The organism is Pseudomonas asplenii (assembly GCF_900105475.1).
Lineage (GTDB): Bacteria > Pseudomonadota > Gammaproteobacteria > Pseudomonadales > Pseudomonadaceae > Aquipseudomonas > Aquipseudomonas asplenii.
On record NZ_LT629777.1, the window covers coordinates 6,389,102 to 6,414,979 of the forward strand.

A 25,878-nucleotide genomic window follows, 5' to 3' on the forward strand; every position below is an offset into this window, starting at 1 on the left:
GAGCGGGCACGACGGCAGGCCACACAGGCGAAATGCCGTTCATCGCTTACCTCCAATCAGTTCATCGATTTCACATTCATCGCGGCGCAATCGCTCAAGCCGCAGTTGTCGGCTCAAGCGCTGGCGCACGGCGGCGTATCGGGACTGCCTGCGTTGCAGGCTTTCCAGCTCCTGCTGCCGTTGCCCTGCTTCCTGCTCCAGTTGCACTTGCTGCTCACGCAGGGGTTGGCGCTCCAGCAGCAGGATCTGGATCTGCCGGCGAATCACCGCCTGACGCCGCAATGTCTCCAGCAACTGCCAGTGATCGAGCACGCGATTCATCACCCGATGGCTGTCGAGCAGCGCCCGCAGCGATTGCTCCTGCTGATCCAACGCCGACCACTCGCACAGCAACTGCGCCCGCCGCTGCCTGAGCCGCAGCAGCGTCACCTCGTGCCGACGCAGGCGCCAGTTGCCGACACCCAGCAGTCGATCGATCTCAGCCAATGAGTTCATGCAGACTCCGCAGGGTTTCGTCCGGCTGGCTCGGTTCGGCAGCGGCCTGACGCAACCAGGCCTGCAAGCCATCCCGACAGGCGATGGCATGATCATTGGCCGCATCGGCGCCCGGGCTGTACTCGCCCAGATCAAGAAACACCTGCAAGGCTTCCAGCCGCGCCAACACTTCGCGGGTCGCGATCGCCAGGCGTTGCGTCAGCTCACTCGTCACCTGGGGCGCGACCCGGCTGGCACTGCGCAACACATCGATTGCCGGGAAATGGCCCTTGGCGGCCAGGCTGCGACTCAGATAGACATGGCCGTCGAGGATCGAACGGATCTCTTCGGCGATCGGATCGGGCTCATCATCACTTTCCAGCAACACGGTGTAGAAAGCCGTGATGCTGCCCCGCGCCGTGTGCCCCGGGCGCTCGAGCAGGCGCGGCAAGGCGTCGAATACCGAGGCCGGATAACCCCGTCGCGCCGGCATCTCGCCCGCTGCCAGGGCCAGGTCGCGACGAGCACGGGCATAACGCGTCAGCGAGTCGAGCAGCAGCACCACACAGTGCCCCTGGTCGCGAAAATACTCGGCGACCGCCGTCGCCTGCAGCGCCGCGTTGCTACGGTCGACCGAGGACAGGTCGGAGGTCGCGTAGACCACCACGCAACGCGCACGCTTGTGGCTGTGGCGCAGGTGCTCGATGAACTCGGTCACCTCGCGCCCACGCTCGCCAATCAGACCGATGACAAACACATCGGCCTCGGTATGGCTGATCAGCATGTTGATCAGCGAGGTCTTGCCGGAACCGGCGGCGGCGAAGATACCCAGGCGCTGGCCGATGCCGCAGGTCAACAGACCATCGATAGCGCGGATGCCAGTCATCAGCGGTTCGTTCACCGGCCGCCGCTGCTGGTAAGAAGGCGGATCGGCATCCACCGGATAATCCCGGCCAGCGAACCCCGCCGCCGGGGCCAGGCGCTCGACGATAGTGCCGCGCGCGTCGAGCACACTGCCCAGCATCGCAGCGCTGCAGTACAGCCTTAGCGTCGAGCCGGTCGGCACGATCATCGACTCGCGCGACAGCCCGCGGGCTTCGCCCAGCAGGCTGAGCACCACCACATCGGGCTTGAAGCCAATCACCTGGGCCCTGGCCAGCAACTCGGTCGAAGCCCAGTGCCTTCGCACCTCGCAGACTTCGCCGATGGAGACCCCACGCAACGCCGCCTCGATCAGCGGACCACTGAGCCGCCGTGGATGAGCGCCCCGGCGTTCGAGCCGCAAGGCATTCATTGGCGAATGATGCGGCATAGTTCTTCGGTGTCCTGCATGAACCCGTCGATCGCTTCGGCAAAAGACCGGTCGCTGCTCAGCGCCGGCTCGCCGAGCATCAACCGGGCCTCGAACTGCCCATCGACCTCGAACAACTGCAACTGCCCGCTGCGGGCATCGGCGTTACCCTTGAACAGATAACGCAACAGCGCTTCGGCACTGTAGGCAAAAATTGCCGGGGTCATCTGTGCCAAGACGCTCCACAGCCAGATGTCGCCGTCGATGACATCGACGCAGATGTTGGGCTGCTCCTTCATCTCCATCTCGATGGTACTGTGGCTATCGAACCGTCCCAGTTGCGCATCCGTGCAACCGCTGTACAACAGCGCGGCCCGCAGGCGTTCGGCGATATCCATATTCTGCATGGGTACTTTTCCTTCAGAGGGTCTTGATGACATTTACGGAAATGGTCTCGCTGATCTCGCCGAAGGACATCACGTCCAGCTCGCGAAATCGTCCTTCGACCAGCTTTTTGATATAGCGCCGCACGTCCACCGAACAGAGCAGCACCAGATCCTTCTGCGGCACATGCAGGCCCTCAAGGCCCAGGCTCAGCCGATCGATCAGGTCCTCCGACTGCGCGGGCTCCAGGTTCAGAAAGCTGCCGCCGGAGGTCTGGCGGATACCGTTGCGCACCACTTCCTCGAACTCCGGCGACAGCAGCAGCACACGCAGGTCGTTGCCATGGGCAAACTTGTTGCTGATGTAGCGGCCCAAGCCACCGCGCACATGCTCGACCAGGGTGATGCTGTCCTTCTCCCTGGAAGCCCAGTGCGCCAGGGACTCGAGAATCAGCTTCATGTTGCGCACCGAGATCCGCTCACCGACCAGGCGCTGCAGGATCTCGGCAATCTTCTGCACGGTGACGTGGCGGTAGACTTCCTTGAGCAGGTCCGGGTAGCGCCCTTCCATTTCGTCCAGCAGCGCCTTGGTTTCCTGCACCCCGAAGAACTCGTTGATATTGCGCGCCAGCAAGGTCACCAGGCAGCGGTAGCACTCGTCATGGGCCGCCCGCAGTTGATAACCCAACTCCGTCGCGGTGCCCTTGACCGAGGCGGCGACCCAGATGCTTTCCAGGTTGTTGCTGTCGCGCCCACGCACCAGCGGCAGGCCCATGGCCGCCAGCTCTGGCGAGTAGTCGAGTACCCGCCAGTGCTCGAAGTGGATATCGAACTGGTCGGCACGTACTTCGTTGATCAGCACCGCGACCTGATGGCCGGGCAGCGCCTCGGAGGCACGCAGTTGCGGTAGCGGGATCTTCAAGCCGTAGTCGACGAAGAACTGGTTGCGAAAGCGTTCGGCGAGCTTGGCGTCAAGCAGCGCCTCCAGCCTTGACGAGGGAACCAGCAGCATCAGCGCCACCGTCTCGGTCGCAATGTCGTCGAGACTGCCCTGCAGCCCCAGTTCACCGACCTGCTCAACCTCGACCGGCGCCTGCGGCTCACCTGGACGAGAGTCGCCCGAATCCACCCGCTGCTGGCGCCAGCGCAGGAACACCACCAGCGCCAGCACCCCGGCAATGACCACGAAGGTGGCCAGCGGAAAGCCCGGCAGCGCCCCGACCGCCAGCGCCAGCAACGCAGTCACCCCGATCACGAAAGGATTGGCGAACATCTGCGCGAGCATGTTGCGTCCCAGGTTGGCTTCGTCGCCATTGACCCGGGTGACGATGAAACCGGCACCGATGGCAATCAGCAGCGCCGGGATCTGCGCCACCAGTCCGTCACCGATGGTCAGCAGGGTGTAGATCGACAAGGCGGCGCCGAAGTCCATGCCCAGTTGTCCGACGCCAATGGCGATACCGCCGAGAAAATTGACGAAGATGATGATGATCCCGGCAATCGCATCGCCCTTGATGAACTTCATCGCCCCATCGAAGGAACCGTAGAGCTGGCTTTCGCGCTCCAGCACATTGCGTTTCTCGCGGGCCTGGGCCGCGTCGATGGCGCCGGCCTTGAGGTCACCGTCGATACTCATCTGCTTGCCCGGCATACCGTCGAGGGAAAACCGTGCCGCCACCTCGGCCACCCGTTCCGAGCCCTTGGTGATCACGATGAACTGCACCACGGTGACAATCGCGAAGATCACGAACCCCACCACCAGGTTCTCGCCGATCACGAACTCGCCGAATGAGGCGATGATGTCACCGGCATCCGCCTGGGTCAGGATCAGCCGGCTGGTACTGATCGAGAGCGCCAGACGGAACAGCGTGGTCAACAGCAACAGGGCCGGAAAGGTGGAAAAACCGAGGATACGTTCGATGTAGAACGAACCCATGAAAATCAGCAGGGAAATGACAATGTTCAGCCCGATCAGGAAATCCACCAGGGGCGTCGGCAAGGGAATGATCAGCATCGCGATGATCATCACCATCAACGACAGGATCAGCAGTTCGGGACGGGCCGCTACGGCGCGCAGGAATCGATTGGATAGGGCCATCTAGTCACCTGCACCGTCGAGGGACACGGCACCTTGCCGGCGCTCGATCCGCTCATGGGCCAGGGCTATGTCGGCGAGCGCGACGAACTGCCCGGCCAATCGCGACAAGGCATCGTCGTCGGCAAAAAGCTCGTGGGGCAGTTGCAGGCAGGCGCGGCGGACCACCTGCAGCAGTGCCGAACGCTGGCAGTGCAAGGCCAGCAACACCCGCTCGCCGAGCACCCCGGCCAACAGCGAGTCGAGTTCATCGGGGTATCTGAGCACACCGAAGAAAAACACCAGCCAATCGGACTCCTCGCCGTTGTACTGGCGCATGAATTCATCCGCCAACATCCCGCCGACAAACGCCGAATCGGCCGAACGCAGGCGTTTCAGGTCAGCGAGCCGGGCCAGCAGCGGCCCGAACTCACGACGCGAACAACTGGGATCCTGGGCAGCGATATCCGTCAGCAGCGCGGCCTCGATAAAGGCCAGTACCGTGGCGCGCCTTGCGGCGCCGAACAGTGCCACCCAATCTTCATAACAACAGGCGGCGCCGACCTCGCTTTCCAGATAATCGCGATAGGCTTCACGCAACAACCCCGCCCGCAGAGCCATCGCCCGACCGAACAGCCGGGCTTTCAGGGCACTGTTGATGCCGGCCTTGAGCCGTCGGGGCGATGCTTGGGCTACCACTGTCTCCAACAGCCGCTCCAGGCGCTGGCGGGCATCGGCCGACAACTGGCCGCGCCGCAGCAGCTCGCGCAGCACCAGCACCAGATCGCTGTCATCGGGAAACAGCCCTCGAGCCGCCTGCAACAGCCATTCGACGGGTTTGTCGGCGACCCGTGCCAATGCCAGCACCTGCTGCGCCTTGGGCAGCGCATCGTCGTCGAGCACGGCCTCGAAACTCTCCGGGCAACTGTCGGCCTTGAGTTCGAAATGCCGACGATGACGAAAGCGGGTCAGGGCCGCCGACATCTCGTCGCTGTTCTGGATAAAACGTTGCAACAACGCCACCGGGCTGGAGTCCTGATCAGTCGACTCGACCTCGGCTTGTGCCTGCGCATCCTGCCGGGCGGCGTCGAGACGGGCCATGAAGGCGCGGCTCGTGGCGGAATTGATCGATACCATCAGCCATCCACCGCACGCATGAAGGCGCGGCGCACCGCTTCCTGCTGCTCGGCACTCATCAGGCCCTTGCCCAGTTCCTCGGTGCTCTCCTGCAAGGCGCCAAGAATCTCCCGGGGCTGGATCAGAAACACCCGGGCGGTGTTCGCCGAACTGTTGATCCGGTAGCGAAACAAGCCGCCAATCAACGGAATCGAACCGAGCAACGGGATGCGTGCGACCTGCTCGCGGTAATCGTCACGGGTGAAACCGCCCACCAGCAGGCTCTTACCCTGGGGCACCCGGGCCACCGTATTGATCCGGGTCCGCCCGACCACCGGCAGCGCCGTCCCCTCGTGTTCGCCACGCTCGACCTCACTGCCGTCCTCGATGTTCAACGACATCTCGATTTCATCGGCGATGGCGAAACGCGGCAGCACGCTGACCAGGGTGCCGTAGGTCACGCTCTGCAGATCGACACTGCGCTCGCCGAGCAATTGGGTGTAGAAGGTGCGATTGTTGTCGAACAGCGCCGGTACATTCTCCTGGGTCAGGATCACCGGCCGCGCCACCACATTGGCGCGGTTCTTCCGGGCCAGGGCCATGACCCGGGCCATGAAGGAAATGCCATCCAGGGTGGTCACCGAACCCGCGTTGAGCGATAGCTCCAGTTGCGAGCCGACCTTGAGCCCGCCTTGCCAGCTCACTCCGAGCTGATTCAGTTCGTCCTGATTCAGGTCGATGATCCACAGCGACAACTCGACATGACGCTTGGGCACATCCAGCGCCGCCACCAGGTTCTCGATGAAACGCACCTGCTCGGGCAGGCCCTTGACCAGCAGGCTGTTGGTATCCGGGTACGCCACCACGCGGATGTTCCCGGCGGCAGCCTCGCGGGCCAGAACCCGCGGGGCGGTGGGATCATCCGGGGAAATCGGCGTCGCCAGTCCTTCGAGGGGGAACTGCGGCATGCGCAAGGGGCTGCCGCTCACCGTCTTGACCTCGACCTGCGGCTCGACCCCACCCGGCTCGCCCTTGAGCAGGCTCTCGATCACCGTCGCCATCCCGGGAATCGAGATTTTGCGATCGCGCTGTTCGTACTCGCGGTCACCCACGAAGGTATTGAGCAGGTGGATCACACCAATCCGCTGCTGGCCGAGCAGCAGTTCCGAAGGTCGGTTGTCCATCAGTTGCGCCGCCTGCATGACCAGGTCGACATAGATCGGCGGGCCGGAGACATAGAATGTCCGACGCCCGTCATTGCGCAGCGGATAACGCGAGTCTTCGAGGCCAGACTGACGCAGGAACTGCTTGAGGGTATCGACACTGATCACCCGCAACGCGACCACCGAGCTTTTCACCTCGGATGCGTCATACAGATAGATGGCCTGTCCGTCGCTGTACCAGATCAGCCCCAACTGGGCGACGATACGATCGAACGTCTGGCGGGCCGAATGCAGCGGGAATTCACCGCTGATCCGCTTGCCGGCCGCCACCTTGCTGACGATGATCGGTTTGCCCAACGGCGCCGACAAGGCCGAAAAGAAGCTGCGCAGGCCTTCCTCGCGGGCCACGTAGTCGCCGCTCTTGCCTAGGGCGGCACTGACGCCTCCGCCCGGAGGACAGAGCAGCAGCACTGCGCAAAGCACGCGCCGCAGCGCTCGCAGCCAGCACGGTGTCAATCGGGTTGCTCCACGAGATCGAGCAGCCGACTCGGAGCGACGCCAAGCAACTCGCGCACTTCCTTGGAAAAATGCGACGACGATGCATACCCGTATTCCAGCGCCACATCGGTCAGCGAGCCGCCGCCACGGATCATCCGCAGGAGCGCCTTGGCCGCGCGCCAGTCACGCAGTTCCGGCTTGGCCGCGCCGCCCAGTGCCTGGTGGCACAGGCGCCGAAAATGCGAGACCGAAACGCCATAGCGCCGTGCCAGACCGATCAGTTTTTCGCTGGCGGTACCCTGCTCCAGTAGAAACCGCACCAGCCAGTAACTCGCACTCTGACGCAGCACGCTGGCAAACAATTGATAGCCGGGATCGTCACGCAGGGCCTGTTCGATATACCAACGTTCCAGGGTGGCCCGGCTGCGGCTCACGACGAACGGCATCGGCAAGGCGGCCCAGGGTTGCGCGCAGGCGCGGTCACGTTCGAAGGCAACGCCCATGTCGATGAATACCTGCAGCTTCATCAGGCAGGTACCGGGCAACGCCGCACTGCTCCAATCGCCGGAAACCACCCTCAGCGCACTGCGCCCTACCACCAGCCCCTGCCAGTCGGACGGCAGGTAGCAACCGACCCTCAGCTCATCGCAAGCCAGGCATACACCGTCAGCGCCAGCCCGCACGAACGATACTCGCTGCGCGGAGAGCCCTCCGGGACACATCATCGCGAAGCGTTCGTCAGCCTGCACTCTGCATCCACCTGTCTGTCGATCAACCAGCGGCGATGATGGGCCGGTTTGCGTGCCAGATCATGATGAGAAGCTGATGGCCGCCCAGGACTGCCGGCGACAGTGGCATATGCCTTGCTAGAAACCTGCAAACCCTGGCCAACGGCGGCCGGGCTGCAAGGACAAAGACGTCGTAACCCGCCAGAGCCCAAGGTGCTGGTCGGGTACGGCGTTTTTTATGACAGAGTGAAAAGCCGATGAACGAACTTCCCGTCTCCCCCCTCGCCTGGGTCAACGGCAGCGATGCGCCGGAAAAGCCCAGCCTGGACCTCGGCTTCATGCCCCTGAGCGACTGCGCCTCGCTGGTGGTCGCCGCCACCCAGGGGTTTGCCCAGCCATACGGCCTGACCCTGAACCTCAAGCGCCAACCCTCCTGGGCCAGTCTGCGCGACAAGCTGGTCAGCGGCGAACTGGATGCCGCCCACAGCCTGTACGGCATGATCTATGCGGTGCACCTGGGCATCGGCGGCAGTCCGGCCACCGACATGGCGGTGCTGATGGGGCTGAACCAGAACGGCCAGAGCATCAACCTGTCGCCAGCCCTGCAGAAAGCCGGAGTGACCAGCCCTGAAGCACTGGACCGGCATGCGCACCAGAAAGGCGCAAGGCTGACCTTCGCCCAGACGTTCCCCACCGGCACCCACGCCATGTGGTTGTATTACTGGCTGGCCAGCCAGGGCATTCACCCCTTGCGCGACGTCAACAGTGTGGTGGTGCCGCCACCGCAAATGATCGCGCACCTGCAGGCCGGACGGATCGACGGTTTCTGCGTCGGCGAGCCCTGGAGCGACAGCGCGGTCAGGCAGGGACTGGGCTTTACCCTCACCACCAGCCAGGCGATCTGGCCCGATCACCCGGAAAAGGTGCTGGGCTGTACCCGCGCGTTCGTCGAACAGTACCCCAATACCGCGCGAGCCCTGGTGATGGCGGTTCTCGAAGCCAGCCGGTTCATCGAACAGAGCCCGGAAAACCGCCGCAGTACCGCACAATTGCTCAGTGGCGGCGACTATCTCGATGCGCCGCTGGAGCATATCCAGCCACGCCTGCTCGGCCACTACGAAGACGGCCTCGGCCAGCACTGGCAGGACCCGCACGCCTTGCGTTTCCACAATGCCGGCGCGGTGAACCTGCCCTACCTGTCCGACGGCATGTGGTTCATGACCCAGTTCCGCCGCTGGGGGCTGCTGCGCGAGGACCCCGATTACCTCGGCGTGGCCCGTCAGGTGCAACAACTGGCCCTCTATCGCCAGGCCGCCGACGCACTGGGCATCGAGCACGGTGCCGAGATGCGCAGCAGCCAACTGATCGATGGTCAGGTCTGGGATGGTACCGACCCGGTGTCCTACGCCCATGGTTTTCGCCTGCATGCCATGAGCGACGCGCCAAACGCGCTCGCGCGTCACTGACCGGAGGCCTGGACATGCTGCGTATCCTGCTGATCAACGATACCGCGAAAAAAGTCGGACGGCTCAAGGCCGCCCTGGTCGAGGCCGGTTTCGATGTCATCGACGAATCGGGGTTGACCATCGACCTGCCCGCACGGGTCGAAAGCGTACGCCCGGATGTGATCCTGATCGACACCGAATCGCCCAGCCGCGATGTGCTGGAACAGGTGGTGCTGGTCAGTCGCGACCAACCCCACCCCATCGTGATGTTCACCGACGAACACGACCCGGATGTGATGCGCCAGGCGATCAGGTCCGGTGTCAGCGCCTATATCGTCGAAGGCATCCAGGCCCAGCGCCTGCAGCCGATCCTCGACGTGGCCATGGCCCGTTTCGAGAGCGACCAGGCGTTGCGTGCCCAATTGCAGGCACGCGACCAGCAGTTGGCCGAACGCAAACGCATCGAACAGGCCAAGGGCCTGTTGATGAAAATGAAGAATTGCAAGGAAGAGGAGGCCTACACCCTGATGCGGCGCCAGGCCATGAGCCGCCAGCAGAAGCTGATCCAGGTCGCCGAACAGATCATTGCCATGAGCGAACTGCTCGGCTGACGCGCCCGTCTGGTCAACCACTCTGGCCCGGCTCTTGCTTATTCATGCTTGCAGGTAACCAACGGCGGTTGCCCCACTTTACGACAAAGACGTCGCCTCCCCTTCGCGCAAGCGCAGCGGGTAGCGACGTCTTTTGCGTTTTGGTCCCGTGAATGCGGGCCGGTGGTGCAGCCGTGCCGGCGCACCACTCGAGAGCCCCCTTGCGATAGCCCCCTTGAGACTCTTACCGCTGAGGTGCGTGATGAATACAAGCTTCTGGAAGTCCGGCCATACCCCGACCCTGTTTTCAGCCTTTCTGTATTTCGACCTGAGTTTCATGGTCTGGTACCTGCTCGGCCCTCTGGCAGTGCAGATTGCCGCCGACCTGCACCTGACCACCCAGCAACGCGGGCTGGTGGTGGCCACGCCGATCCTGGCCGGTGCCGTGCTGCGTTTCCTGATGGGCATGCTGGCAGACCGGCTGTCGCCCAAGACCGCCGGCATCATCGGCCAGGTCTGCGTGATCGGCGCATTGTTCGGTGCCTGGCAATTGGGTATCCACAGTTATGAACAGGCGCTGCTGCTCGGGTTGTTCCTCGGCATGGCCGGCGCCTCGTTCGCCGTTGCCCTGCCGCTGGCCTCGCAATGGTATCCGCCACAGCATCAGGGCAAGGCCATGGGCATCGCCGGTGCCGGTAACTCGGGCACCGTGTTTGCCGCACTGATCGCACCGCTGCTGGCGGCCTCGTTCGGCTGGAGCAACGTGTTCGGTTTCGCCCTGATTCCGCTGATCATCACCCTGCTGGTATTTGTCCTGCTGGCCCGCAACGCGCCGCAACGACCCAAGGCCAAGTCCATGGCTGACTACATGAAAGCCCTGGGTGATCGCGACAGCTGGTGGTTCATGTTTTTCTACAGCGTGACCTTTGGCGGTTTTATCGGCCTGGCCAGCGCACTGCCCGGCTACTTCAATGACCAGTACAGCCTGAGCCCGGTGACCGCCGGCTACTACACCGCCGCCTGTGTGTTCGGCGGCAGCCTGATGCGCCCGCTGGGCGGTGCCCTGGCTGACCGCTTCGGTGGCATCCGGACGCTGCTGGGCATGTATACCGTGGCGACGATCTGCATCGCCGCCGTCGGCTTCAACCTGCCCAGTTCCTATGCGGCCCTGGCGCTGTTCGTCATGGCGATGCTCGGCCTCGGCGCTGGCAACGGCGCGGTGTTCCAATTGGTGCCGCAACGTTTCCGTCTGGAAATCGGCGTGATGACCGGCTTGATCGGCATGGCCGGCGGCATCGGCGGTTTTGCCCTGGCGGCCGGCATGGGCGCGATCAAGCAGAGCACCGGCAGCTATCAGGTGGCCTTGTGGCTGTTCGCCAGCCTGGGCGTTCTCGCCTGGTTCGGCCTGCACGGCGTCAAGCGCCGCTGGCGGACCACCTGGGGCTCGGCAGCCGTGACCGCGGCGCGGGTCTGAGCCGCCGTGGAGCTGCAACTGAACTTCGCCCAGGCCAGTGCCACCGGCCCCCGCGCGGAAAACCAGGACGCCATGCGCCTGGTCACGCCCACGCCGGAGTTGGCGGCCAGCAAAGGCTACCTGTTCGCTATCGCCGACGGGGTCAGCCAGTGTGCCGATGGCGCGCTGGCAGCGCAGGCGACCTTGCAGGCACTGGCCCTCGACTATTACGCCACGCCGCCCACCTGGGGCGTGGCCCAGGCGCTGGACCGGCTGTTGCTGGCGCAGAATCGCTGGCTACAGGCCAACGGCGGCGGGCAACCGCTGCTGACCACCCTCAGCGCCGTGGTGTTACGCGGTCGGCGTTTCACGCTGGCCCACGTCGGCGATTGCCGGGTGTATCGCTGGCACGCCGACCAGTTGCAGCGAATCAGTCAGGACCATGTCTGGGAACAGCCGGACATGCAACACGTACTCAAGCGCGCGCTGGGACTGGACCAGCATCTGGTGGTCGATTACCTCGACGGCGAGCTGCGCCAGGGCGAAAGCTTCGTGCTGCTCAGCGACGGCGTCTGGGCCACACTGGGCGATGCGGCGATTGCAGCGATCCTGCGCGAACAGCCACAGCCCGACGATGCGGTCGCCACGCTGGTCAATGCCGCGCATCTGGCCGGCAGCCAGGATAACGCCAGTGCCTTGCTGGTCAGGGTCGAGCAGCCCGGGGAAAACAGCCTCGGCGACACCTTGCTCCAGTTGCAGCAATGGCCGCTGCCGCCGCTGCTCAAGCCTGGCCAGTGGTTCGAGGGTTGGCAGGTCGAATGCATTCTGGGGCAGAGCCGCCAATCATTGCTCTACCGGGTCCGGGACGCGCAACAGCAAGCCTGGTTGCTCAAGACCCTCCCGCCCAGCCGCCATGATGAACCGGAGGCCGGCCAGGGCCTGCTGCTGGAAGAGTGGTTCCTGCGCCGGGTCGCCGGGCGCTGCTTTCCCGAAGTGCACCCTGCGACGCAGCGCCAGCACCTGTATTACCTGATGCGCGAATACCCGGGACAGACACTCGCCGAACTGTTCCAGCAGGAGGGCCCCTTGCCGCTGGCGCAGTGGCAGGAACTGGCAAGACGCACCCTGCAGGCGGTGGGCATGCTGCACCGGCGCAACATCCTGCACCGCGATATCAAGCCGGAAAATCTGCACCTGGGTGCCGATGGTGAGTTGCGTCTGCTGGATTTCGGCCTGGCCTATTGTCCGGGCCTGAGCGAAAAGCCCAGTCATGAACTCCCCGGAACACCCGGCTACATCGCTCCGGAAGCGTTCGAGGGACAACCGCCGCAGGTTCGCCAGGACCTCTACAGCGTCGGTGTCAGCCTGTTCTACCTGCTGACCGGACACTATCCGCACGGCGAAATCGAGGCGTTCCAACGCCCGCGTTTTGGTCCACCGGTCAATGCCGGACGTTATCGCCCGGATCTTCCCGACTGGCTGGCCCACAGTCTGGAGCAGGCCATCGCAGTCGATCCCGGACAACGCTACGAGACCGCCGAACAATGGTTGCTGGTGCTGGAAAAGGCCGAACGCAACGTACTGAGCGTTCGCCCCCGGCCCTTGCTGGAACGCGAACCACTGAAAGTCTGGCGCACGGTGGCGCTGCTGTCGCTGCTGGTCAACCTTGGCCTGTTACTCTGGGCACTGAAAGGCTGAGCGACAGGTTCTGAACAAATCGCAGGCAAAGAAAAGCCCGGCCTGAGCCGGGCTTTTCCATGCGACCAGGCTAATTACTTAGCTTGGGCTTCAACGGACGCTTCTACGCGACGGTTGATAGCGCGACCTGCTTCAGTAGCGTTGTCAGCCACTGGACGGGTTTTGCCGTAGCCAACCGACTGGATGCGGTTAGGAGCGATACCGTCCTTGACCAGAACTTGTTTCACAGCGTCAGCACGACGCTGGGACAGCTTCTGGTTGTAAGCGTCGGTACCAACGCTGTCGGTGTGACCCGAAACCACGGTGGTGGTTTGTGGGTACTGCTTCATGAAGTCAGCCAGGTTCTTCACGTCGCCGTAGCTGTTAGGCTTGACCACAGCCTTGTTGAAGTCGAACTTCACGTCCAGCTCAACTTTAACCACTTCAGCTACTGGAGCTTCTGGAGCCGGAGCTGGCTCTTGAGCAACTGGAGCTGGAGCAGGTGCTGGAGCAACCTTGCCACCGCTGCCACCGAAGTTCACACCCAGGCCTACCAGAGCAGCGTAGTCCCACTTGCCGTTGTCCAGCTTGTAGTCAGCTTCAACGCCGGCACGAGCGTACAGGTTGTCGGTGATGTACCACTTGGCGCCAGCGCCGGTGGTCAGGAAAGTCGACTGATCACGACCAGTGTGGCCATCAGCAGCAACGTTGGTCAGGCTGCCGTGAGCAACACCGCCTTCAACGTATGGACGGATTGCATCGCCAACGGTACCGAAGTGGTACTGACCTTTCAGGCCGAACTTGTCACCACCCAGCTTCTGGCTGCCGGTGCCGTCGTTCGAACGGGTGTAGTTGGTTTTGTCGTAGGTCAGGTTGACCGATACGTCGTCAGTGATGAAGTAGCCCAGCGAAGCGCCTGGGTTGTAACCGTCTTCAACGTGCTTGACGCTGTCGTTGTACTGCTTTTTGTAGAACACTTCACCCTCGACCGCGCCTTGGCCTTGTGCCAGAGCGCCGAACGAAGTTGCGGCTACAAGTGTACCAACGGCAATGCCCAAGGTGTTTTTCAGTTTCATCCGTTAAATCCCCATCTGGTGATTGTGAATCAGTCCCCAAACCGGGGGACAACTCGGCGACAAGTCTAGCAGAACTTGTCTGAACGTAAGAGGTATTTGCGTCGAACTAAGTTTCAGCAATGCCCGCAAATTTCTCACGCAATTTATCAAGCGCTCTTTTGTAGCGCATTTTCGTAGCACTCAGGCCCATGTGCATGATGTCGGCGATCTCCTGGAATTCCAGCTCTGCGACAAAACGTAGCACCAGAATCTCCCGATCGATCGGATTCACATGCACCAGCCAGCGGTCAAGCCCACCCTTTTCTTCGGGTGCCGGTGTCTTCTCCTCGGACGCCTCCTCGAGTGGATCGAGACTCAAGGCATCCATGAGACGACGCTTGCGCCGTTCTTTGCGGTACTGCGTGATGCATTCGTTGTAGGTGATGCTGTACAGCCAGGTCTTGAACTTCGATTTACCCTCAAAGTTCTTGAGGCCATACAAGACCTTCAACATCACTTCCTGACAGACATCGTCCGCATCACGATCGTTCCCTAAATACCTTGAACAAACGCTGAACAAAGTTCGTTGATAGCGACGCATCAACTCTTCGTAGGCGCGAGTCACGTGAAACAGCTCCGCATGCGAACGCGCCACCAGCTCCTCATCGGTGAGCTCGCGGGGGTCATAGCGCATGGATAGCGATTGGGTTTTATTCAAAACGAGTCGTGCCGACAGTCAGGTCAATGTCCGCCGCGGCCCCAGGCTGGGGGCTTTTTGCGGCGGCATACATTAGCAGGGTTTGCCGGGTTAGCGGCTACTCACATGCTGTTCCAGCAGGATCCGATTGGAGAGAGAGACTAGCTCACCCTCGTCGGTCAGCAGTGTGGTTTTAACCGTGCCGATCTCTTCGATCTGACCTTCGACCTCGCCAACTCGCACTTGTTGCCCAACCTGGTACAACTCACGCACATAAATTCCCGCCAGAATCTGTCCGGCAATTTCCTTGCTTCCAAGGCCCATGGCCAATGCAACGGCCAGACCAACGGTAATCAGAACGATCACGATCACATGGTTCAGCAGGTCGGTCTTGACCTCCAACTGACTGATCGCCACCGAAATACTGATGATCACCACCAACCCCTGGGCTACCCGTCCCAGGCCGCTGGCATAATCCAGGCCCACGCCCTCGGCGGCGCCACGCACCAGGCCATTGACCAGTTGCGCCAGCAGCATGCCGACCAGCAGCACCAGCGCCGCGCCGAACACCTTGGGCAGATACAGCGCCAACATGTCGAGCGTCGCGGAGACACGCTCCAGCCCCAGCGATTGCGCAGCCGAAACCAGGAATACCAGGAGGATGAACCAGTAGACGATCTTGCCGATCAGCGTCGAGATCGGCACCTGCATGCCGGCCCGGCTGAGCAGCTTGGTCAGTCCGGTACCGGCCATCAGGCGGTCCAGCCCCAGCTTGGCGAGCAATTTGGACAACAGGGTATCGAGCAGCTTCGCCACGACGAAGCCCAGCAGCACCACAACCAGAGCACCAAACAGGTTCGGGATGAAGTTCGCAACCTTCGTCCACAACGCTGTCATCGCTGTCACCAGACTCCGAGTCCAGAGATCAAGTTCCATATTCAATCAGCCTTATCCGCACTGCGACTAGTAGGGGTACGACGAGAAACCGGCATCACGTGGGCCGATCCATTGTTCAGGGCAATCATCAGCGCTTGCAACCAACGCCCCAGCAGACTGAAGAGATCGCCCGCGCCAACTTGGCGGTTGGCGGTTTTCAGCACACGCCCAAGGCACGCATCGTCATCACGTGGAGTGGACGGCGAAGCATTGAGCATGTCACGCAGAGACTGTTCAAACGGATCGTGCATATGCACCTCTCGGACTGTCTTGAAAAGACGCGATCGGGATTTTCCGGGTCACATGCAACATCCTTCAGAACCAGCGCAAACGACGAAACAACCACCATTGCCCAAACGCCACGCCGACGATCAGCAGGCAGGCGATGATAAAACCATAGGGGTCCTGGGACCCTGGAATCCCACCGACGTTGATCCCCAGAAGACCGGTGAGAAAACTCATCGGCAGGAAGATCCCGGTGATGATCCCGAAGCGGTACATGATCTTGTTCATGTGCTGGTTCAGACGCCGGTCTTCGGCCTCAAGCAGCAGCCCCACGCGCTCGCGGGTCAATTCGAGCTCTTCGAGATAGCGGGTCAGACTGTTGTTCAATTCGTTCCAGTAGTCGGCATCGTCGCTGGCAAACCAGCCCAGTTTGATCCGCGTCAACTGGCCGAAAATATCCCGCTGCGGCGCGAGGAAACGCTTGAGTCCGGCAGCCCGACGACGGATCTGCACGACCGCCCCATGCTCGGGACAATACCGCTCGTCGGAATCCGCCTTTTCTTCCTCGGCATCGACCACCTCCGAGAGCTCACCGATCAATTCCTGAACCTTCATCGTCAGGTGCTGGGCAATGTACAGAATGAGTTCGGCAGCGGTTTTCGGACCCTGTCCCTCTTCCAGCAGCACCAGCAATTCATCGGTTGCCCGCAATGGCCGCAGGCGCAGGGAAATCACCCGCTGGGCCGCCGCGAAGATCCGTACCGAAACCATGTCCTCGGGCTCGGCGCCTGGATTGAGGTTGACTCCGCGCAGGAACAGCAGCAATTCGCTGTCCGGCAACGGCAACAGCCGCGGGCGGGTGTTCTCTTCCAGCAACAGGTTGCAACTGAAATCACTCAGGCCGCTGGAGTTACGCAGCCAGGTCTGGGTTTGCGGATGACTGCGATCCCAATGCAGCCAGAGGCTTTCCTGAGGCTGCAACTGCAGGTCATCCAGCTCGGTCCGAGCAATCGAGCGCGCACCACCCTTACCATCGAGAACCAGGGCATGCACCAGCCCCCATTGCGCGTTGTCTTCCTCGAACATCCCTACCCCTGTGGTCTATTTCGAAAGATTACTCAGGCATTTTCAGCGGAGTGGGCGAGACGATCACCCCATTGTTGTCCGCATACACGTATTCACCCGGCCGGAAAGTGACACCCGCGAAGGTCACCGGCACGTTCAGGTCGCCGATACCGCGCTTGTCGGTTTTCATCGGGTGACTGGCCAGGGCCTGTACCCCCAGGTCGGTCTGCGCGATCACATCGACATCGCGAATACAGCCATAGATCACCAGCCCTTCCCAACCATTCTTCGCCGCTTTCTCGGCGATCATGTCACCAAGCAGCGCACGCCGCAGCGAACCACCGCCATCGACGACAAGCACCTTGCCATTGCCGTTGAGCTCGGCCTGGTCCTTGACCAGGGAGTTATCCTCGAAACACTTGATGGTCACGATCTCGCCACCGAAGGAGTCGCGGCCACCGAAGTTGCTGAACATCGGCTCAAGCACCTGCACCAGCTCCGGATAGGCATCGCACAGGTCGGGAGTGACGTAATGGTTCATGGACAAACTCCTGTCGGTGAAAGAACGTAATCGAGGTACCCAGCATCCTCGGCACCTGCTTGAAGAAACGCTCTATCCAGTCGATTGTTTAGACAATGACCAGAAATGCTCAATGCGTCATATGTTAGCCGCAACCATCTTGAAGCGAAATGCCCTTGTCAGAGCGCTGGCTGAACCTCGGCTGACTGAACCGGCAGAAAAGCCTGCGGATCGCGCAGCCAATCGGCAACCAACGGCCAGACTTCGGCCTGCGCCGGTTTGCTGACCAACATCTCGACATGCCCGAATGGCGAGCTGAACCCGGCCTCGCGACCCAGGCAGATAAAGCGCTTGAGCGGCGAACCGATCTGCTCGAACAACTTTCGACAGGCCCATGCCGGGTCCTGCCGGTCACCCTCGGCGCTCACCGCCAGCACCGGTACATCGACCTCGGCCAGACCCTCCCACCAGTTGCGCTCCTTGTCACCGAAACGACCGAACAGGCCATACCAACGCATGCTTTCCAACGCCAGGCCGATCGGCTCATCCTCCGGCCCGCGTTTGAGACGCGAGCCCGACAGATGGGCGAAGCGCTTGAGCAGCAAACGCCCGCTCCACTCCACCGGCGGAATCTTCAAGGGCCAATAGGTACGACTGACCTGGCAACCGAACAAGGCCGCCGAGGCCACTGCTGGCGCGCCCAGGTACTGGCCGCCCAGAGCAGCCGCCAGGGTCGTGCCACCCAGGGAGTGGCCGATCCAGTGGGGAATCTGGCCACTCTGCTCACGAACGAAAGCCGCGATGGCCGGCAGATCGTAACGGGCGTAATCGGCGACGCGGTTCTTGCGATAATCCTGGTTGCGCACGGAAAGGCCATGGCCGCGCATCTCCGCAACCCAGACATCGAAACCGGCGCGCGCCAGATAGGCGCCCAGACCAATGCCCTTGGGCGAGAACCAGAAACGTCGGTTGGAAAAACTGCCATGCAGGAGAATGACCGGCACGCCACGGGCCTGCGGTTCGTCGGCCAGCCCAAGGCGGGTCACCGCCAGCTCGACGGTGAGATCGGGGCTGTTGCCCGGTTTCAAACGATAGACATCTTCGCTCAGGTCGCCACGACGCTCGGCGCTGAGCAAAGCCACCGGAAAAAGATCACTGCTGCTTTGCATAAGGCTCTTGCACAAAAAAGGGCGATGCCTGCGCGGCTTCGCCCCATATGACACAAAGTACCCGCGCCGAGGCGCCGGTACCCCCTCTTTCGGATTACGCCTGGCCTTCGGCCAGGAAGAACCAGGTTTCCAGCACGCTATCGGGGTTCAGGGACACGCTTTCGATGCCCTGTTCCATCAGCCAGCGCGCCAGATCCGGATGGTCGGAAGGCCCCTGGCCGCAGATACCGATGTACTTGCCGGCCTTGTTGCAGGCCTGGATGGCGTTGGACAGCAGCTTCTTCACCGCCGGGTTACGCTCATCGAACAGGTGCGCGATGATCCCCGAGTCGCGGTCCAGGCCCAGGGTCAGCTGGGTCAGGTCGTTGGAGCCGATGGAGAAACCGTCGAAGTGTTCGAGGAACTCGTCGGCCAGAATCGCGTTGGACGGCAGCTCGCACATCATGATCACGCGCAGGCCGTCCTGGCCGCGGGCCAGGCCGTTGGCCGCCAGCAGTTCGACCACCTGGCTGGCTTCGCCGAGGGTACGGACGAACGGCACCATGATCTCGACGTTGGTCAGGCCCATTTCGTTACGCACACGCTTGAGTGCACGGCACTCCAGCTCGAAACAGTCACGGAACGATTCGCTGATGTAGCGCGAAGCGCCACGGAAGCCCAGCATCGGGTTTTCTTCTTCCGGCTCGTAGAGCTTGCCGCCGATCAGGTTGGCGTATTCGTTGGACTTGAAGTCCGACAGACGCACGATGACCTTCTTCGGCCAGAATGCGGCCGCCAGGGTGCTGATGCCTTCAACCAGCTTCTCGACATAAAAACCGACCGGGTCGTCGTAGCCGGCGATGCGCTTGTCGACGCTTTCCTTGATTTCCAGCGGCAGCCCGGCGTAGTTCAGCAACGCCTTGGGGTGCACACCGATCATGCGGTTGATGATGAACTCCAGGCGGGCCAGGCCCACACCGGCGTTCGGCAACTGCGCAAAGTCGAAGGCACGATCCGGGTTGCCGACGTTCATCATGATCTTGAACGGCAGTTCCGGCATGGCATCGACGGAGTTTTTCTTGATGTCGAAGCCCAGTTCGCCTTCGAAGATATAGCCGGTGTCGCCTTCGGCGCAGGACACGGTGACGCCCTGGCCGTCCTTGAGCAGTTCGGTGGCGTTGCCGCAACCGACCACCGCCGGAATACCCAGCTCACGGGCGATGATCGCCGCGTGGCAGGTACGCCCGCCACGGTTGGTGACGATGGCACTGGCGCGCTTCATCACCGGTTCCCAGTCCGGGTCGGTCATGTCGGAGACCAGTACGTCGCCGGGCTGGACCTTGTCCATCTCGGACACGTCCTTGATGATCCGCACCTTGCCGGCGCCGATGCGCTGGCCAATGGCACGACCTTCGGCCAGCACGGTGCCGGTTTCCTTGAGCAGGTAGCGCTCCATGACGTTGGCCTGGGTGCGGCTCTTCACGGTTTCCGGACGCGCCTGGACGATGTACAGCTTGCCGTCGTCACCGTCCTTGGCCCACTCGATGTCCATCGGGCACTGATAGTGCTTCTCGATGATCATCGCCTGCTTGGCCAGCTCGCTGACTTCGGCGTCACTCAGGCAGAAGCGCGCGCGGTCGGCCTTGTCGACGTCGACGGTCTTGACCGAACGACCGGCCTTGGCCTCGTCGCCGTAGATCATCTTGATTGCCTTGCTACCCAGATTGCGGCGCAGGATCGCCGGGCGACCGGCAGCCAGGGTGTTCTTGTGAACGTAGAACTCGTCCGGGTTGACCGCACCCTGCACGACGGTTTCACCCAGACCGTAGGCGCCGGTGATGAACACCACGTCACGAAAGCCCGACTCGGTGTCGAGGGTGAACATCACGCCGGCGGTACCGGTTTCCGAACGGACCATGCGCTGCACGCCAGCCGACAGGGCCACCAGCTTGTGGTCGAAGCCCTGGTGCACGCGGTAGGAAATGGCGCGGTCGTTGAACAGCGAAGCGAACACTTCCTTGGCCGCGCGGATGACGTTTTCGACGCCGCGGATGTTCAGGAAGGTTTCCTGCTGGCCAGCGAAGGAGGCGTCCGGCAGGTCTTCGGCGGTGGCCGAGGAACGCACGGCCACGGCCATGTCCGGATTGCCCGCCGACAGCGCGGCGAAAGCGGTGCGGATCTCGCTGTTGAGACGCTCGGGGAATTCGGCTTCCATGATCCACTGGCGGATCTGCGCGCCGGTTTTGGCCAGGGCATTGACGTCGTCGACATCCAGCGCGTCGAGCGCTGCATGGATCTGGTCGTTCAGGCCGCTGAGTTCGAGAAAATCACGATACGCCTGAGCCGTAGTGGCAAAGCCGCCGGGAACCGACACACCGGCGCCCGCGAGGTTACTGATCATCTCGCCAAGGGATGCGTTCTTGCCCCCTACGTGCTCCACATCATGGACGCCGAGCTTATCGAGGGAAACTACGTACTCTACCAAGGTGATCTCTCCACTGACTGTGTTGGATAAAGCTCAGGAGCGGGCCATGCTGAGATGGCTGGTCTGTCCGCTCTGTGGCCTGGACCTGGAAAATAAGTGAGAATGCCAGCCACTCCAGGCCGGCAAATCCCGCCTATCATACTCCAAGAATCGTCATCAGCTTAAGGCCCAAGGCGCAAATGAAACGATCTGCTTTCTTTATCTCCGATGGCACCGGCATCACCGCCGAAACCCTGGGTCAAAGCCTGTTGGCGCAGTTCGAGAACATTACCTTCGCCAAATCCACGCAACCCTACATCGACAGCGTGGACAAGGCCCGGGCCATGGTCCAGAAGATCAACAGCGCCGCAGAACGGGACGGTTTCCGTCCGATCATCTTCGACACCATTGTCAATCAGGACATTCGTGAGATTCTCGCAACGTCCAATGGTTTCATGATCGACATTTTCTCCACCTTCCTCGCCCCACTGGAGCAGGAGTTGAGCGAGCACTCCTCGTACTCGGTAGGCAAATCCCACTCGATAGGCGGCAACTCCAACTATATGGAGCGGATCGAGGCGGTGAATTTCGCCCTCGACAACGACGACGGCGCCCGCACCCACTACTACGACAAGGCCGACCTGATCCTGGTCGGCGTGTCGCGCTGCGGCAAGACACCGACGTGCCTGTACATGGCGATGCAGTTCGGCATCCGTGCGGCCAACTATCCGTTGACCGAGGAAGACATGGAGCGCCTGCAGTTGCCGACGGCCCTGCGCGCACACCAGCACAAGCTGTTCGGCCTGACCATCGACCCGGACCGCCTGACCGCGATCCGCAACGAGCGCAAGCCCAACAGCCGCTATTCGAGCTACGCCCAGTGCGAATTCGAGGTGCGTGAGGTGGAAAACCTGTTCCGCCGGGAAAATATCCCGCACATCAACTCCACGCATTTTTCCGTGGAGGAGATTTCGGCGAAGATTCTGGTGGAGAAAGGCGTGGAGCGCCGCTTCAAATAACCTTGCCCGCCGCCGCTATGCGTCGGCCCTGGCGGCCTCTCCCCGCCGAATCAGCCGCCGTACAAAGGCACACGCCCCTGTCCCAGCACCTGGGCCAGGGTTTCGAAGCCGGCCAGCAACTGCCCGTCGTCCCCCGTGGTATTGCACACGCTGGCCCGCACGCACTGCGCCGCCGCGCTGTGACCGACGGCAAAGACCTCCGCCGTGGCGATCAGGTAGCCCCGCTCCTTGAGCGCCGTCTCCACTTCCGAGGCGCGCAGGGATTCAGGCACGCTGATCCAGAAATGCGGACTGTTGCGGTGAGTGCGGTACTCCAACCCGGCCAGCAACCCCTCGACCAGCGCCTTGCGCCGACTGACTTCCAGCACCTGCCGCTCCAGCAGCGCCCGTGCCTCACCGTCCTCGATCCACTGTGCCGCCAGCTCATGCATCAACGGTGTCGCCATCCAGCAACTGGCACGCAGGCCGGCGGCCAGCCGTCCAATCAACGCCTGCGGCCCATGCACATAGCCGACCCGCAGGCCGGCAGCCACCGCCTTGCTCAGACTACCAATCAACAGGGTGCGCTCGGGGGCGAAAAAACTCAGCGGTTCCGGCCGGTCCTGAACCAGCACGCCATGGGTTTCATCCTCGATAATCAGCAGGTTGTGCCGGCGACAGACCTCGACCAGCGCCTGGCGCCGCTCCAACGATTGCACGCTGGCGATCGGGTTCTGCAAGGTCGGTGTGCAATACACGGCTGAAACCCGGTGACCGCGACACACTTCTTCGACCGCTTGCGGCAACAGCCCTTCGGCATCCATTTGCGCGCCGATCAGACGAATCCCCAACAACCGCGCCGCACTGATCAGGCCCGGATAGCTCAGGTTTTCCGTGACCAGCACATCCCCCGATTTCAACAAGCCGAGCATCGCACTGAGCAAGCCGTGCTGACCGCCGTTGACGCAAACCACTTGCTGCGCACTGGCGACAAAGCCGCCGTGACTCAACCACTGGGCACCGGCCTGGCGGTGCCGTTCGAAGCCGACCTCCGGCGCATAGTTGGCCAACGCGGCGATGACCTGCGGGTCGCTGGCCAGAGCCTGCAGGCTACGGGCAAAGCACTGCGCCTCGGCACCGGGAATATGCGTGTTGCGGCTCATGTCGAAATACGCCTGGGAGCCCTCGCCGGGATGGCGAAAACCACGGTCGCGCTGCTGCTCGCGAGCACGATCACGGACAAAGGTACCGTCGCCGATCCGCGCCACCACCCGTCCCAGGCGCTCGAGCTCGCCATAGGCGCGGCTGACAGTAGCCACCGTGACGCCCAGTTGGTCGGACAGCCGCCGATGGGGCGGTAACTTGGTACCGGGCACAATGACACCGTCTTCAATACCCCGCTCGATCACATCACTGATGCGCTTGTACTTGAGTCCTTGGCCGTCGAGCAGTCCGGCACGCAACATTGGCACCATGTCATTATAGTTTTTGACAGTCATCGGCGACCTCAATACTGTGAATTTGCCCCATCGACTGAACATATTAGCCGACTGAAAGGTTTATTCACGCTATTTCCGCAGGAATGACACCATGTCAATTTTAGCCAACCTTGCCTTTCCCGCAGCCGAACGGCGCCGCTACGCCGCCGCCTTGCTGACCAGCCTGTTGTTCCTGATTGTCTGCCTGTGCTGGGGCACCACTTGGTTGGGGATCAAGATCGCCGTGGAAAGCGTACCGCCATTGACCGCCGCCGGACTGCGCTTCCTGATCGCCTTCCCACTGTTCCTCGGTTTTGCCGTCTGGCGCCGAGAGCCGCTGTGCTTTCCCCGGGAACGCCGCGGCTTTTTCGTGTTCGTCACCCTCTGCTATTTCAGTCTGCCTTACTACCTGCTGAACTACGGCGAAATGCATGTTTCCTCGGGCCTGAGCGCGCTGCTGTTCAGTTGCATGCCCGTGTTCATCCTGATTTTCTCGGCGCTGCTGCTGAGGGAAAAGATCTACCGGTCTCAGGTCTTCGGGATTGTCATGGGGTTTGCCAGCCTGTTCATGATTCTGCGCAGCCAGGGCCTGCGCCTGGATCACGCCGAGCTGTTCGGGGTCCTGGCGATCCTGGCGACGGCGGTGATGCACGCCTTGTGCTACGTGATCACCAAGCAGAAGGGCCAGGCTATCAGCGTGATCACCTACAACACCCTGCCCATCGGCATTGCCGGCCTGATGCTGTTTGTCGCGGGACTGGGGCTCGAGTCGCCGCACTTCGACGCGATCACCCCACGTTCGTGGGGTGCGCTGTTCTACCTGGGGCTGGTCGCATCAGTCGGCGGTTTTCTTGTCTACTTCCTGCTGCTCAAGCGGCTGAGCCCGGTGATCCTGTCGTTCGTCTTCATCATCTTCCCGGTGTTCGCCGTGCTGATCGGCGCCTGGTACGAAGACCTGCCGGTGTCCGGGGACCTGATGCTGTATTCGGCGACCCTGCTGATCGGTTTTGCGATCACCAAGCTGCCGCTGGAGAAATACCTGGCCGCGAGGCGCTCCGTTGGCCAGCGACAGGACCCTTGAGCCTTGCGGACGCCATCGCCGACAAGCCGGTTCCTACAGGACGAGCCTTACTGCGTGGCATTGTCCTGCGCTTCAGAATGCATCACCGGGCACCCGCACCCAGCCTTCCATCAGCACCCGCGCACTGCGGCTCATGATGGCCTTGACCACGGTCCACTCGCCGTCGACCCGAGTCGCTTCGGCACCGACCCGCAAGGTGCCGGACGGGTGACCGAAACGCACCGAGCTGCGTTCGCCGCCGCCCGCCGCCAGGTTCACCAGGGTGCCGGGAATCGCCGCAGCAGTGCCAATCGCCACCGCTGCGGTGCCCATCATGGCGTGGTGCAGCTTGCCCATCGACAGCGCCCGCACCAGCAGGTCCACATCACCTGCCGCCACCGGCTTGCCGCTCGACGCGGTATAACCGGCCGGCGGCGCGACGAATGCCACTTTCGGCGTGTGCTGACGTTTGGCCGCCTCGTCGATATGACTGATCAACCCCATGCGCAGCGCACCGTAGGCGCGGATGGTCTCGAACCGCGCCAAGGCCTTGGGATCAGCGTTGATATCGCCTTGCAACTCGGTACCGGTGTAACCGATATCGGCGGCATTGACGAAGATTGTCGGTATCCCGGCGTTGATCAGGGTCGCCCGGAAAGTGCCGACACCTGGCACTTCCAGGTCATCCACCAGGTTGCCGGTCGGGAACATCGAACCGCCAGCGCCCTCCTCCTCGGCCGCCGGGTCCATGAACTCCAGTTGCACCTCGGCAGCCGGAAAGGTCACGCCGTCGAGTTCGAAGTCTCCGGTTTCCTGCACCCGGCCTTCGGTGATCGGCACATGGGCGATGATGGTCTTGCCGATGTTCACCTGCCAGATCCGCACCACCGCCACGCCATTACGTGGAATCCGCGCGGCATCCACCAGGCCGGCGCTGATGGCAAACGAGCCGACCGCCGCCGACAGATTGCCGCAGTTGCCGCTCCAGTCGATGAACGGTTTGTCGATCGAGACCTGCCCAAACAGGTAATCGACGTCATGTTCAGCCTTGATGCTGCGCGACAGGATCACCGTCTTGCTGGTGCTGGAGGTCGCCCCGCCCATGCCGTCGATCTGTTTTTCATAGGGGTCGGGGCTGCCGATCACCCGCAACAGCAGCGCATCGCGCGCCGCGCCGGGCAACTGCGCGGCCTCGGGCAGGTCGGCGAGGTTGAAGAACACCCCCTTGCTGGTGCCGCCCCGCATATAGGTGGCGGGAATGCGGACTTGTGCTGCGTGGGCCATGAAGCCTCCTGCGGGGGTCTGGACGCCAGGTTGGCGGCAAGACCGGAATGGGTTGG

23 protein-coding genes are annotated in these 25,878 nt (G+C 62.3%); 6 read left to right on the forward strand and 17 right to left on the reverse strand.

All coding sequences use genetic code 11. The features are described 5' to 3' along the window. Positions 1-39: 39 nt before the first annotated feature. From BLU37_RS28285 to BLU37_RS28315, 7 genes are read right to left on the reverse strand one after another with little or no spacing between them, the layout of a single operon-like run. Complete coding sequence (locus BLU37_RS28285; protein WP_090210769.1) at positions 40-495, reverse strand: protein SpaM; 456 nt, start codon at positions 493-495, stop codon at positions 40-42. Continuing rightward, on the reverse strand, positions 479-1,768 hold the full coding sequence (gene sctN, locus BLU37_RS28290; protein WP_090210771.1) for a type III secretion system ATPase SctN: 1,290 nt from the start codon (positions 1,766-1,768) through the stop codon (positions 479-481). Before sctN ends, BLU37_RS28285 begins: the two co-directional genes overlap by 17 nt. Further along, positions 1,765-2,172, reverse strand: coding sequence for an InvB/SpaK family type III secretion system chaperone (locus BLU37_RS28295; RefSeq protein ID WP_090210773.1), 408 nt, complete (start codon positions 2,170-2,172; stop codon positions 1,765-1,767). The genes sctN and BLU37_RS28295 overlap by 4 nt, the downstream gene beginning before the upstream one ends. A 13-nt stretch (positions 2,173-2,185) precedes the next feature. Continuing rightward, a complete protein-coding gene (locus tag BLU37_RS28300; protein WP_090210775.1) occupies positions 2,186-4,246 on the reverse strand; it encodes an EscV/YscV/HrcV family type III secretion system export apparatus protein in 2,061 nt (686 codons plus the stop codon). Next, entirely contained in the window at positions 4,247-5,359 is a 1,113-nt protein-coding gene (gene sctW, locus BLU37_RS28305) for a type III secretion system gatekeeper subunit SctW (RefSeq protein ID WP_090210777.1), read from the reverse strand. Then, the gene (sctC, locus tag BLU37_RS28310) at positions 5,359-7,017 is read right to left on the reverse strand and encodes a type III secretion system outer membrane ring subunit SctC (protein ID WP_090210779.1); all 1,659 of its coding nucleotides are present in this window, start codon (positions 7,015-7,017) and stop codon (positions 5,359-5,361) included. The genes sctW and sctC overlap by 1 nt, the downstream gene beginning before the upstream one ends. Further along, a complete protein-coding gene (locus tag BLU37_RS28315) occupies positions 7,014-7,721 on the reverse strand; it encodes a helix-turn-helix domain-containing protein (protein ID WP_090211025.1) in 708 nt (235 codons plus the stop codon). Before BLU37_RS28315 ends, sctC begins: the two co-directional genes overlap by 4 nt. A 263-nt stretch (positions 7,722-7,984) precedes the next feature. Here BLU37_RS28315 and BLU37_RS28320 point away from each other — a divergent pair, with 263 nt between their 5' ends. From BLU37_RS28320 to BLU37_RS28335, 4 genes are all read left to right on the forward strand, one after another. After that, positions 7,985-9,193, forward strand: a complete 1,209-nt coding sequence (locus tag BLU37_RS28320) for a CmpA/NrtA family ABC transporter substrate-binding protein (protein WP_090210781.1) — start codon at positions 7,985-7,987, stop codon at positions 9,191-9,193. A 14-nt stretch (positions 9,194-9,207) separates the two neighbouring features. Then, positions 9,208-9,783: an ANTAR domain-containing response regulator gene (locus BLU37_RS28325; protein WP_090210783.1), complete on the forward strand. Its 576-nt coding sequence runs from the start codon at positions 9,208-9,210 to the stop codon at positions 9,781-9,783. Positions 9,784-10,024: 241 nt separating this feature from the next. Continuing rightward, on the forward strand, positions 10,025-11,236 hold the full coding sequence (locus tag BLU37_RS28330; protein WP_090210785.1) for a nitrate/nitrite transporter: 1,212 nt from the start codon (positions 10,025-10,027) through the stop codon (positions 11,234-11,236). A 6-nt stretch (positions 11,237-11,242) separates the two neighbouring features. Next, a complete protein-coding gene (locus BLU37_RS28335; RefSeq protein WP_090210786.1) occupies positions 11,243-12,913 on the forward strand; it encodes a bifunctional protein-serine/threonine kinase/phosphatase in 1,671 nt (556 codons plus the stop codon). A 74-nt stretch (positions 12,914-12,987) separates the two neighbouring features. Here the strand turns inward: BLU37_RS28335 and BLU37_RS28340 are convergent, their stop codons facing one another. From BLU37_RS28340 to ppsA, 8 genes are all read right to left on the reverse strand, one after another. Next, positions 12,988-13,968: an OmpA family protein gene (locus tag BLU37_RS28340; protein ID WP_010448947.1), complete on the reverse strand. Its 981-nt coding sequence runs from the start codon at positions 13,966-13,968 to the stop codon at positions 12,988-12,990. 106 nt (positions 13,969-14,074) lie between these two features. Beyond that, entirely contained in the window at positions 14,075-14,665 is a 591-nt protein-coding gene (gene sigX, locus BLU37_RS28345) for an RNA polymerase sigma factor SigX (RefSeq protein WP_026007354.1), read from the reverse strand. 90 nt (positions 14,666-14,755) lie between these two features. Further along, positions 14,756-15,580: a mechanosensitive ion channel family protein gene (locus BLU37_RS28350; protein WP_010448950.1), complete on the reverse strand. Its 825-nt coding sequence runs from the start codon at positions 15,578-15,580 to the stop codon at positions 14,756-14,758. Between the two features lie 2 nt (positions 15,581-15,582). After that, complete coding sequence (locus tag BLU37_RS28355; RefSeq protein WP_010448951.1) at positions 15,583-15,831, reverse strand: hypothetical protein; 249 nt, start codon at positions 15,829-15,831, stop codon at positions 15,583-15,585. 64 nt (positions 15,832-15,895) lie between these two features. After that, the gene (locus tag BLU37_RS28360) at positions 15,896-16,891 is read right to left on the reverse strand and encodes a zinc transporter ZntB (RefSeq protein ID WP_019360319.1); all 996 of its coding nucleotides are present in this window, start codon (positions 16,889-16,891) and stop codon (positions 15,896-15,898) included. 28 nt (positions 16,892-16,919) lie between these two features. Then, positions 16,920-17,411, reverse strand: coding sequence for a ribonuclease E activity regulator RraA (gene rraA, locus BLU37_RS28365; RefSeq protein WP_090210788.1), 492 nt, complete (start codon positions 17,409-17,411; stop codon positions 16,920-16,922). A 158-nt stretch (positions 17,412-17,569) separates the two neighbouring features. Beyond that, complete coding sequence (locus BLU37_RS28370; RefSeq protein ID WP_019360320.1) at positions 17,570-18,559, reverse strand: alpha/beta fold hydrolase; 990 nt, start codon at positions 18,557-18,559, stop codon at positions 17,570-17,572. Between the two features lie 94 nt (positions 18,560-18,653). Beyond that, a complete protein-coding gene (gene ppsA / locus BLU37_RS28375) occupies positions 18,654-21,023 on the reverse strand; it encodes a phosphoenolpyruvate synthase (protein WP_026007355.1) in 2,370 nt (789 codons plus the stop codon). A gap of 179 nt (positions 21,024-21,202) precedes the next feature. On the opposite strand from ppsA, the gene ppsR reads away from it, so the two are divergent. After that, the gene (ppsR, locus tag BLU37_RS28380; protein WP_010448956.1) at positions 21,203-22,021 is read left to right on the forward strand and encodes a posphoenolpyruvate synthetase regulatory kinase/phosphorylase PpsR; all 819 of its coding nucleotides are present in this window, start codon (positions 21,203-21,205) and stop codon (positions 22,019-22,021) included. Positions 22,022-22,071: 50 nt separating this feature from the next. On the opposite strand, the gene BLU37_RS28385 is transcribed toward ppsR, so the two are convergent. Then, positions 22,072-23,499, reverse strand: coding sequence for an aminotransferase-like domain-containing protein (locus BLU37_RS28385; RefSeq protein WP_090210789.1), 1,428 nt, complete (start codon positions 23,497-23,499; stop codon positions 22,072-22,074). 91 nt (positions 23,500-23,590) lie between these two features. Between BLU37_RS28385 and BLU37_RS28390 the strand changes: the two genes are divergently transcribed. After that, a complete protein-coding gene (locus BLU37_RS28390; RefSeq protein WP_090210791.1) occupies positions 23,591-24,559 on the forward strand; it encodes a DMT family transporter in 969 nt (322 codons plus the stop codon). Between the two features lie 72 nt (positions 24,560-24,631). On the opposite strand, the gene prpF is transcribed toward BLU37_RS28390, so the two are convergent. Continuing rightward, the gene (gene prpF / locus BLU37_RS28395) at positions 24,632-25,822 is read right to left on the reverse strand and encodes a 2-methylaconitate cis-trans isomerase PrpF (protein ID WP_090210793.1); all 1,191 of its coding nucleotides are present in this window, start codon (positions 25,820-25,822) and stop codon (positions 24,632-24,634) included. Between the last annotated feature and the right edge of the window lie 56 nt (positions 25,823-25,878).

Bases quoted from the DNA above. Each gene is read 5' to 3' on its own strand.
- BLU37_RS28285 (WP_090210769.1), bottom strand. From the start codon at position 495: ATGAACTCATTGGCTGAGATCGATCGACTGCTGGGTGTCGGCAACTGG.
- sctN (WP_090210771.1), bottom strand. From the start codon at position 1,768: ATGAATGCCTTGCGGCTCGAACGCCGGGGCGCTCATCCACGGCGGCTC.
- BLU37_RS28295 (WP_090210773.1), bottom strand. From the start codon at position 2,172: ATGCAGAATATGGATATCGCCGAACGCCTGCGGGCCGCGCTGTTGTAC.
- BLU37_RS28300 (WP_090210775.1), bottom strand. From the start codon at position 4,246: ATGGCCCTATCCAATCGATTCCTGCGCGCCGTAGCGGCCCGTCCCGAA.
- sctW (WP_090210777.1), bottom strand. From the start codon at position 5,359: ATGGTATCGATCAATTCCGCCACGAGCCGCGCCTTCATGGCCCGTCTC.
- BLU37_RS28315 (WP_090211025.1), bottom strand. From the start codon at position 7,721: ATGTGTCCCGGAGGGCTCTCCGCGCAGCGAGTATCGTTCGTGCGGGCT.
- BLU37_RS28320 (WP_090210781.1), top strand. From the start codon at position 7,985: ATGAACGAACTTCCCGTCTCCCCCCTCGCCTGGGTCAACGGCAGCGAT.
- BLU37_RS28325 (WP_090210783.1), top strand. From the start codon at position 9,208: ATGCTGCGTATCCTGCTGATCAACGATACCGCGAAAAAAGTCGGACGG.
- BLU37_RS28330 (WP_090210785.1), top strand. From the start codon at position 10,025: ATGAATACAAGCTTCTGGAAGTCCGGCCATACCCCGACCCTGTTTTCA.
- BLU37_RS28340 (WP_010448947.1), bottom strand. From the start codon at position 13,968: ATGAAACTGAAAAACACCTTGGGCATTGCCGTTGGTACACTTGTAGCC.
- BLU37_RS28350 (WP_010448950.1), bottom strand. From the start codon at position 15,580: ATGGAACTTGATCTCTGGACTCGGAGTCTGGTGACAGCGATGACAGCG.
- BLU37_RS28355 (WP_010448951.1), bottom strand. From the start codon at position 15,831: ATGCACGATCCGTTTGAACAGTCTCTGCGTGACATGCTCAATGCTTCG.
- BLU37_RS28360 (WP_019360319.1), bottom strand. From the start codon at position 16,891: ATGTTCGAGGAAGACAACGCGCAATGGGGGCTGGTGCATGCCCTGGTT.
- rraA (WP_090210788.1), bottom strand. From the start codon at position 17,411: ATGAACCATTACGTCACTCCCGACCTGTGCGATGCCTATCCGGAGCTG.
- BLU37_RS28370 (WP_019360320.1), bottom strand. From the start codon at position 18,559: ATGCAAAGCAGCAGTGATCTTTTTCCGGTGGCTTTGCTCAGCGCCGAG.
- ppsR (WP_010448956.1), top strand. From the start codon at position 21,203: ATGAAACGATCTGCTTTCTTTATCTCCGATGGCACCGGCATCACCGCC.
- BLU37_RS28385 (WP_090210789.1), bottom strand. From the start codon at position 23,499: ATGACTGTCAAAAACTATAATGACATGGTGCCAATGTTGCGTGCCGGA.
- BLU37_RS28390 (WP_090210791.1), top strand. From the start codon at position 23,591: ATGTCAATTTTAGCCAACCTTGCCTTTCCCGCAGCCGAACGGCGCCGC.
- prpF (WP_090210793.1), bottom strand. From the start codon at position 25,822: ATGGCCCACGCAGCACAAGTCCGCATTCCCGCCACCTATATGCGGGGC.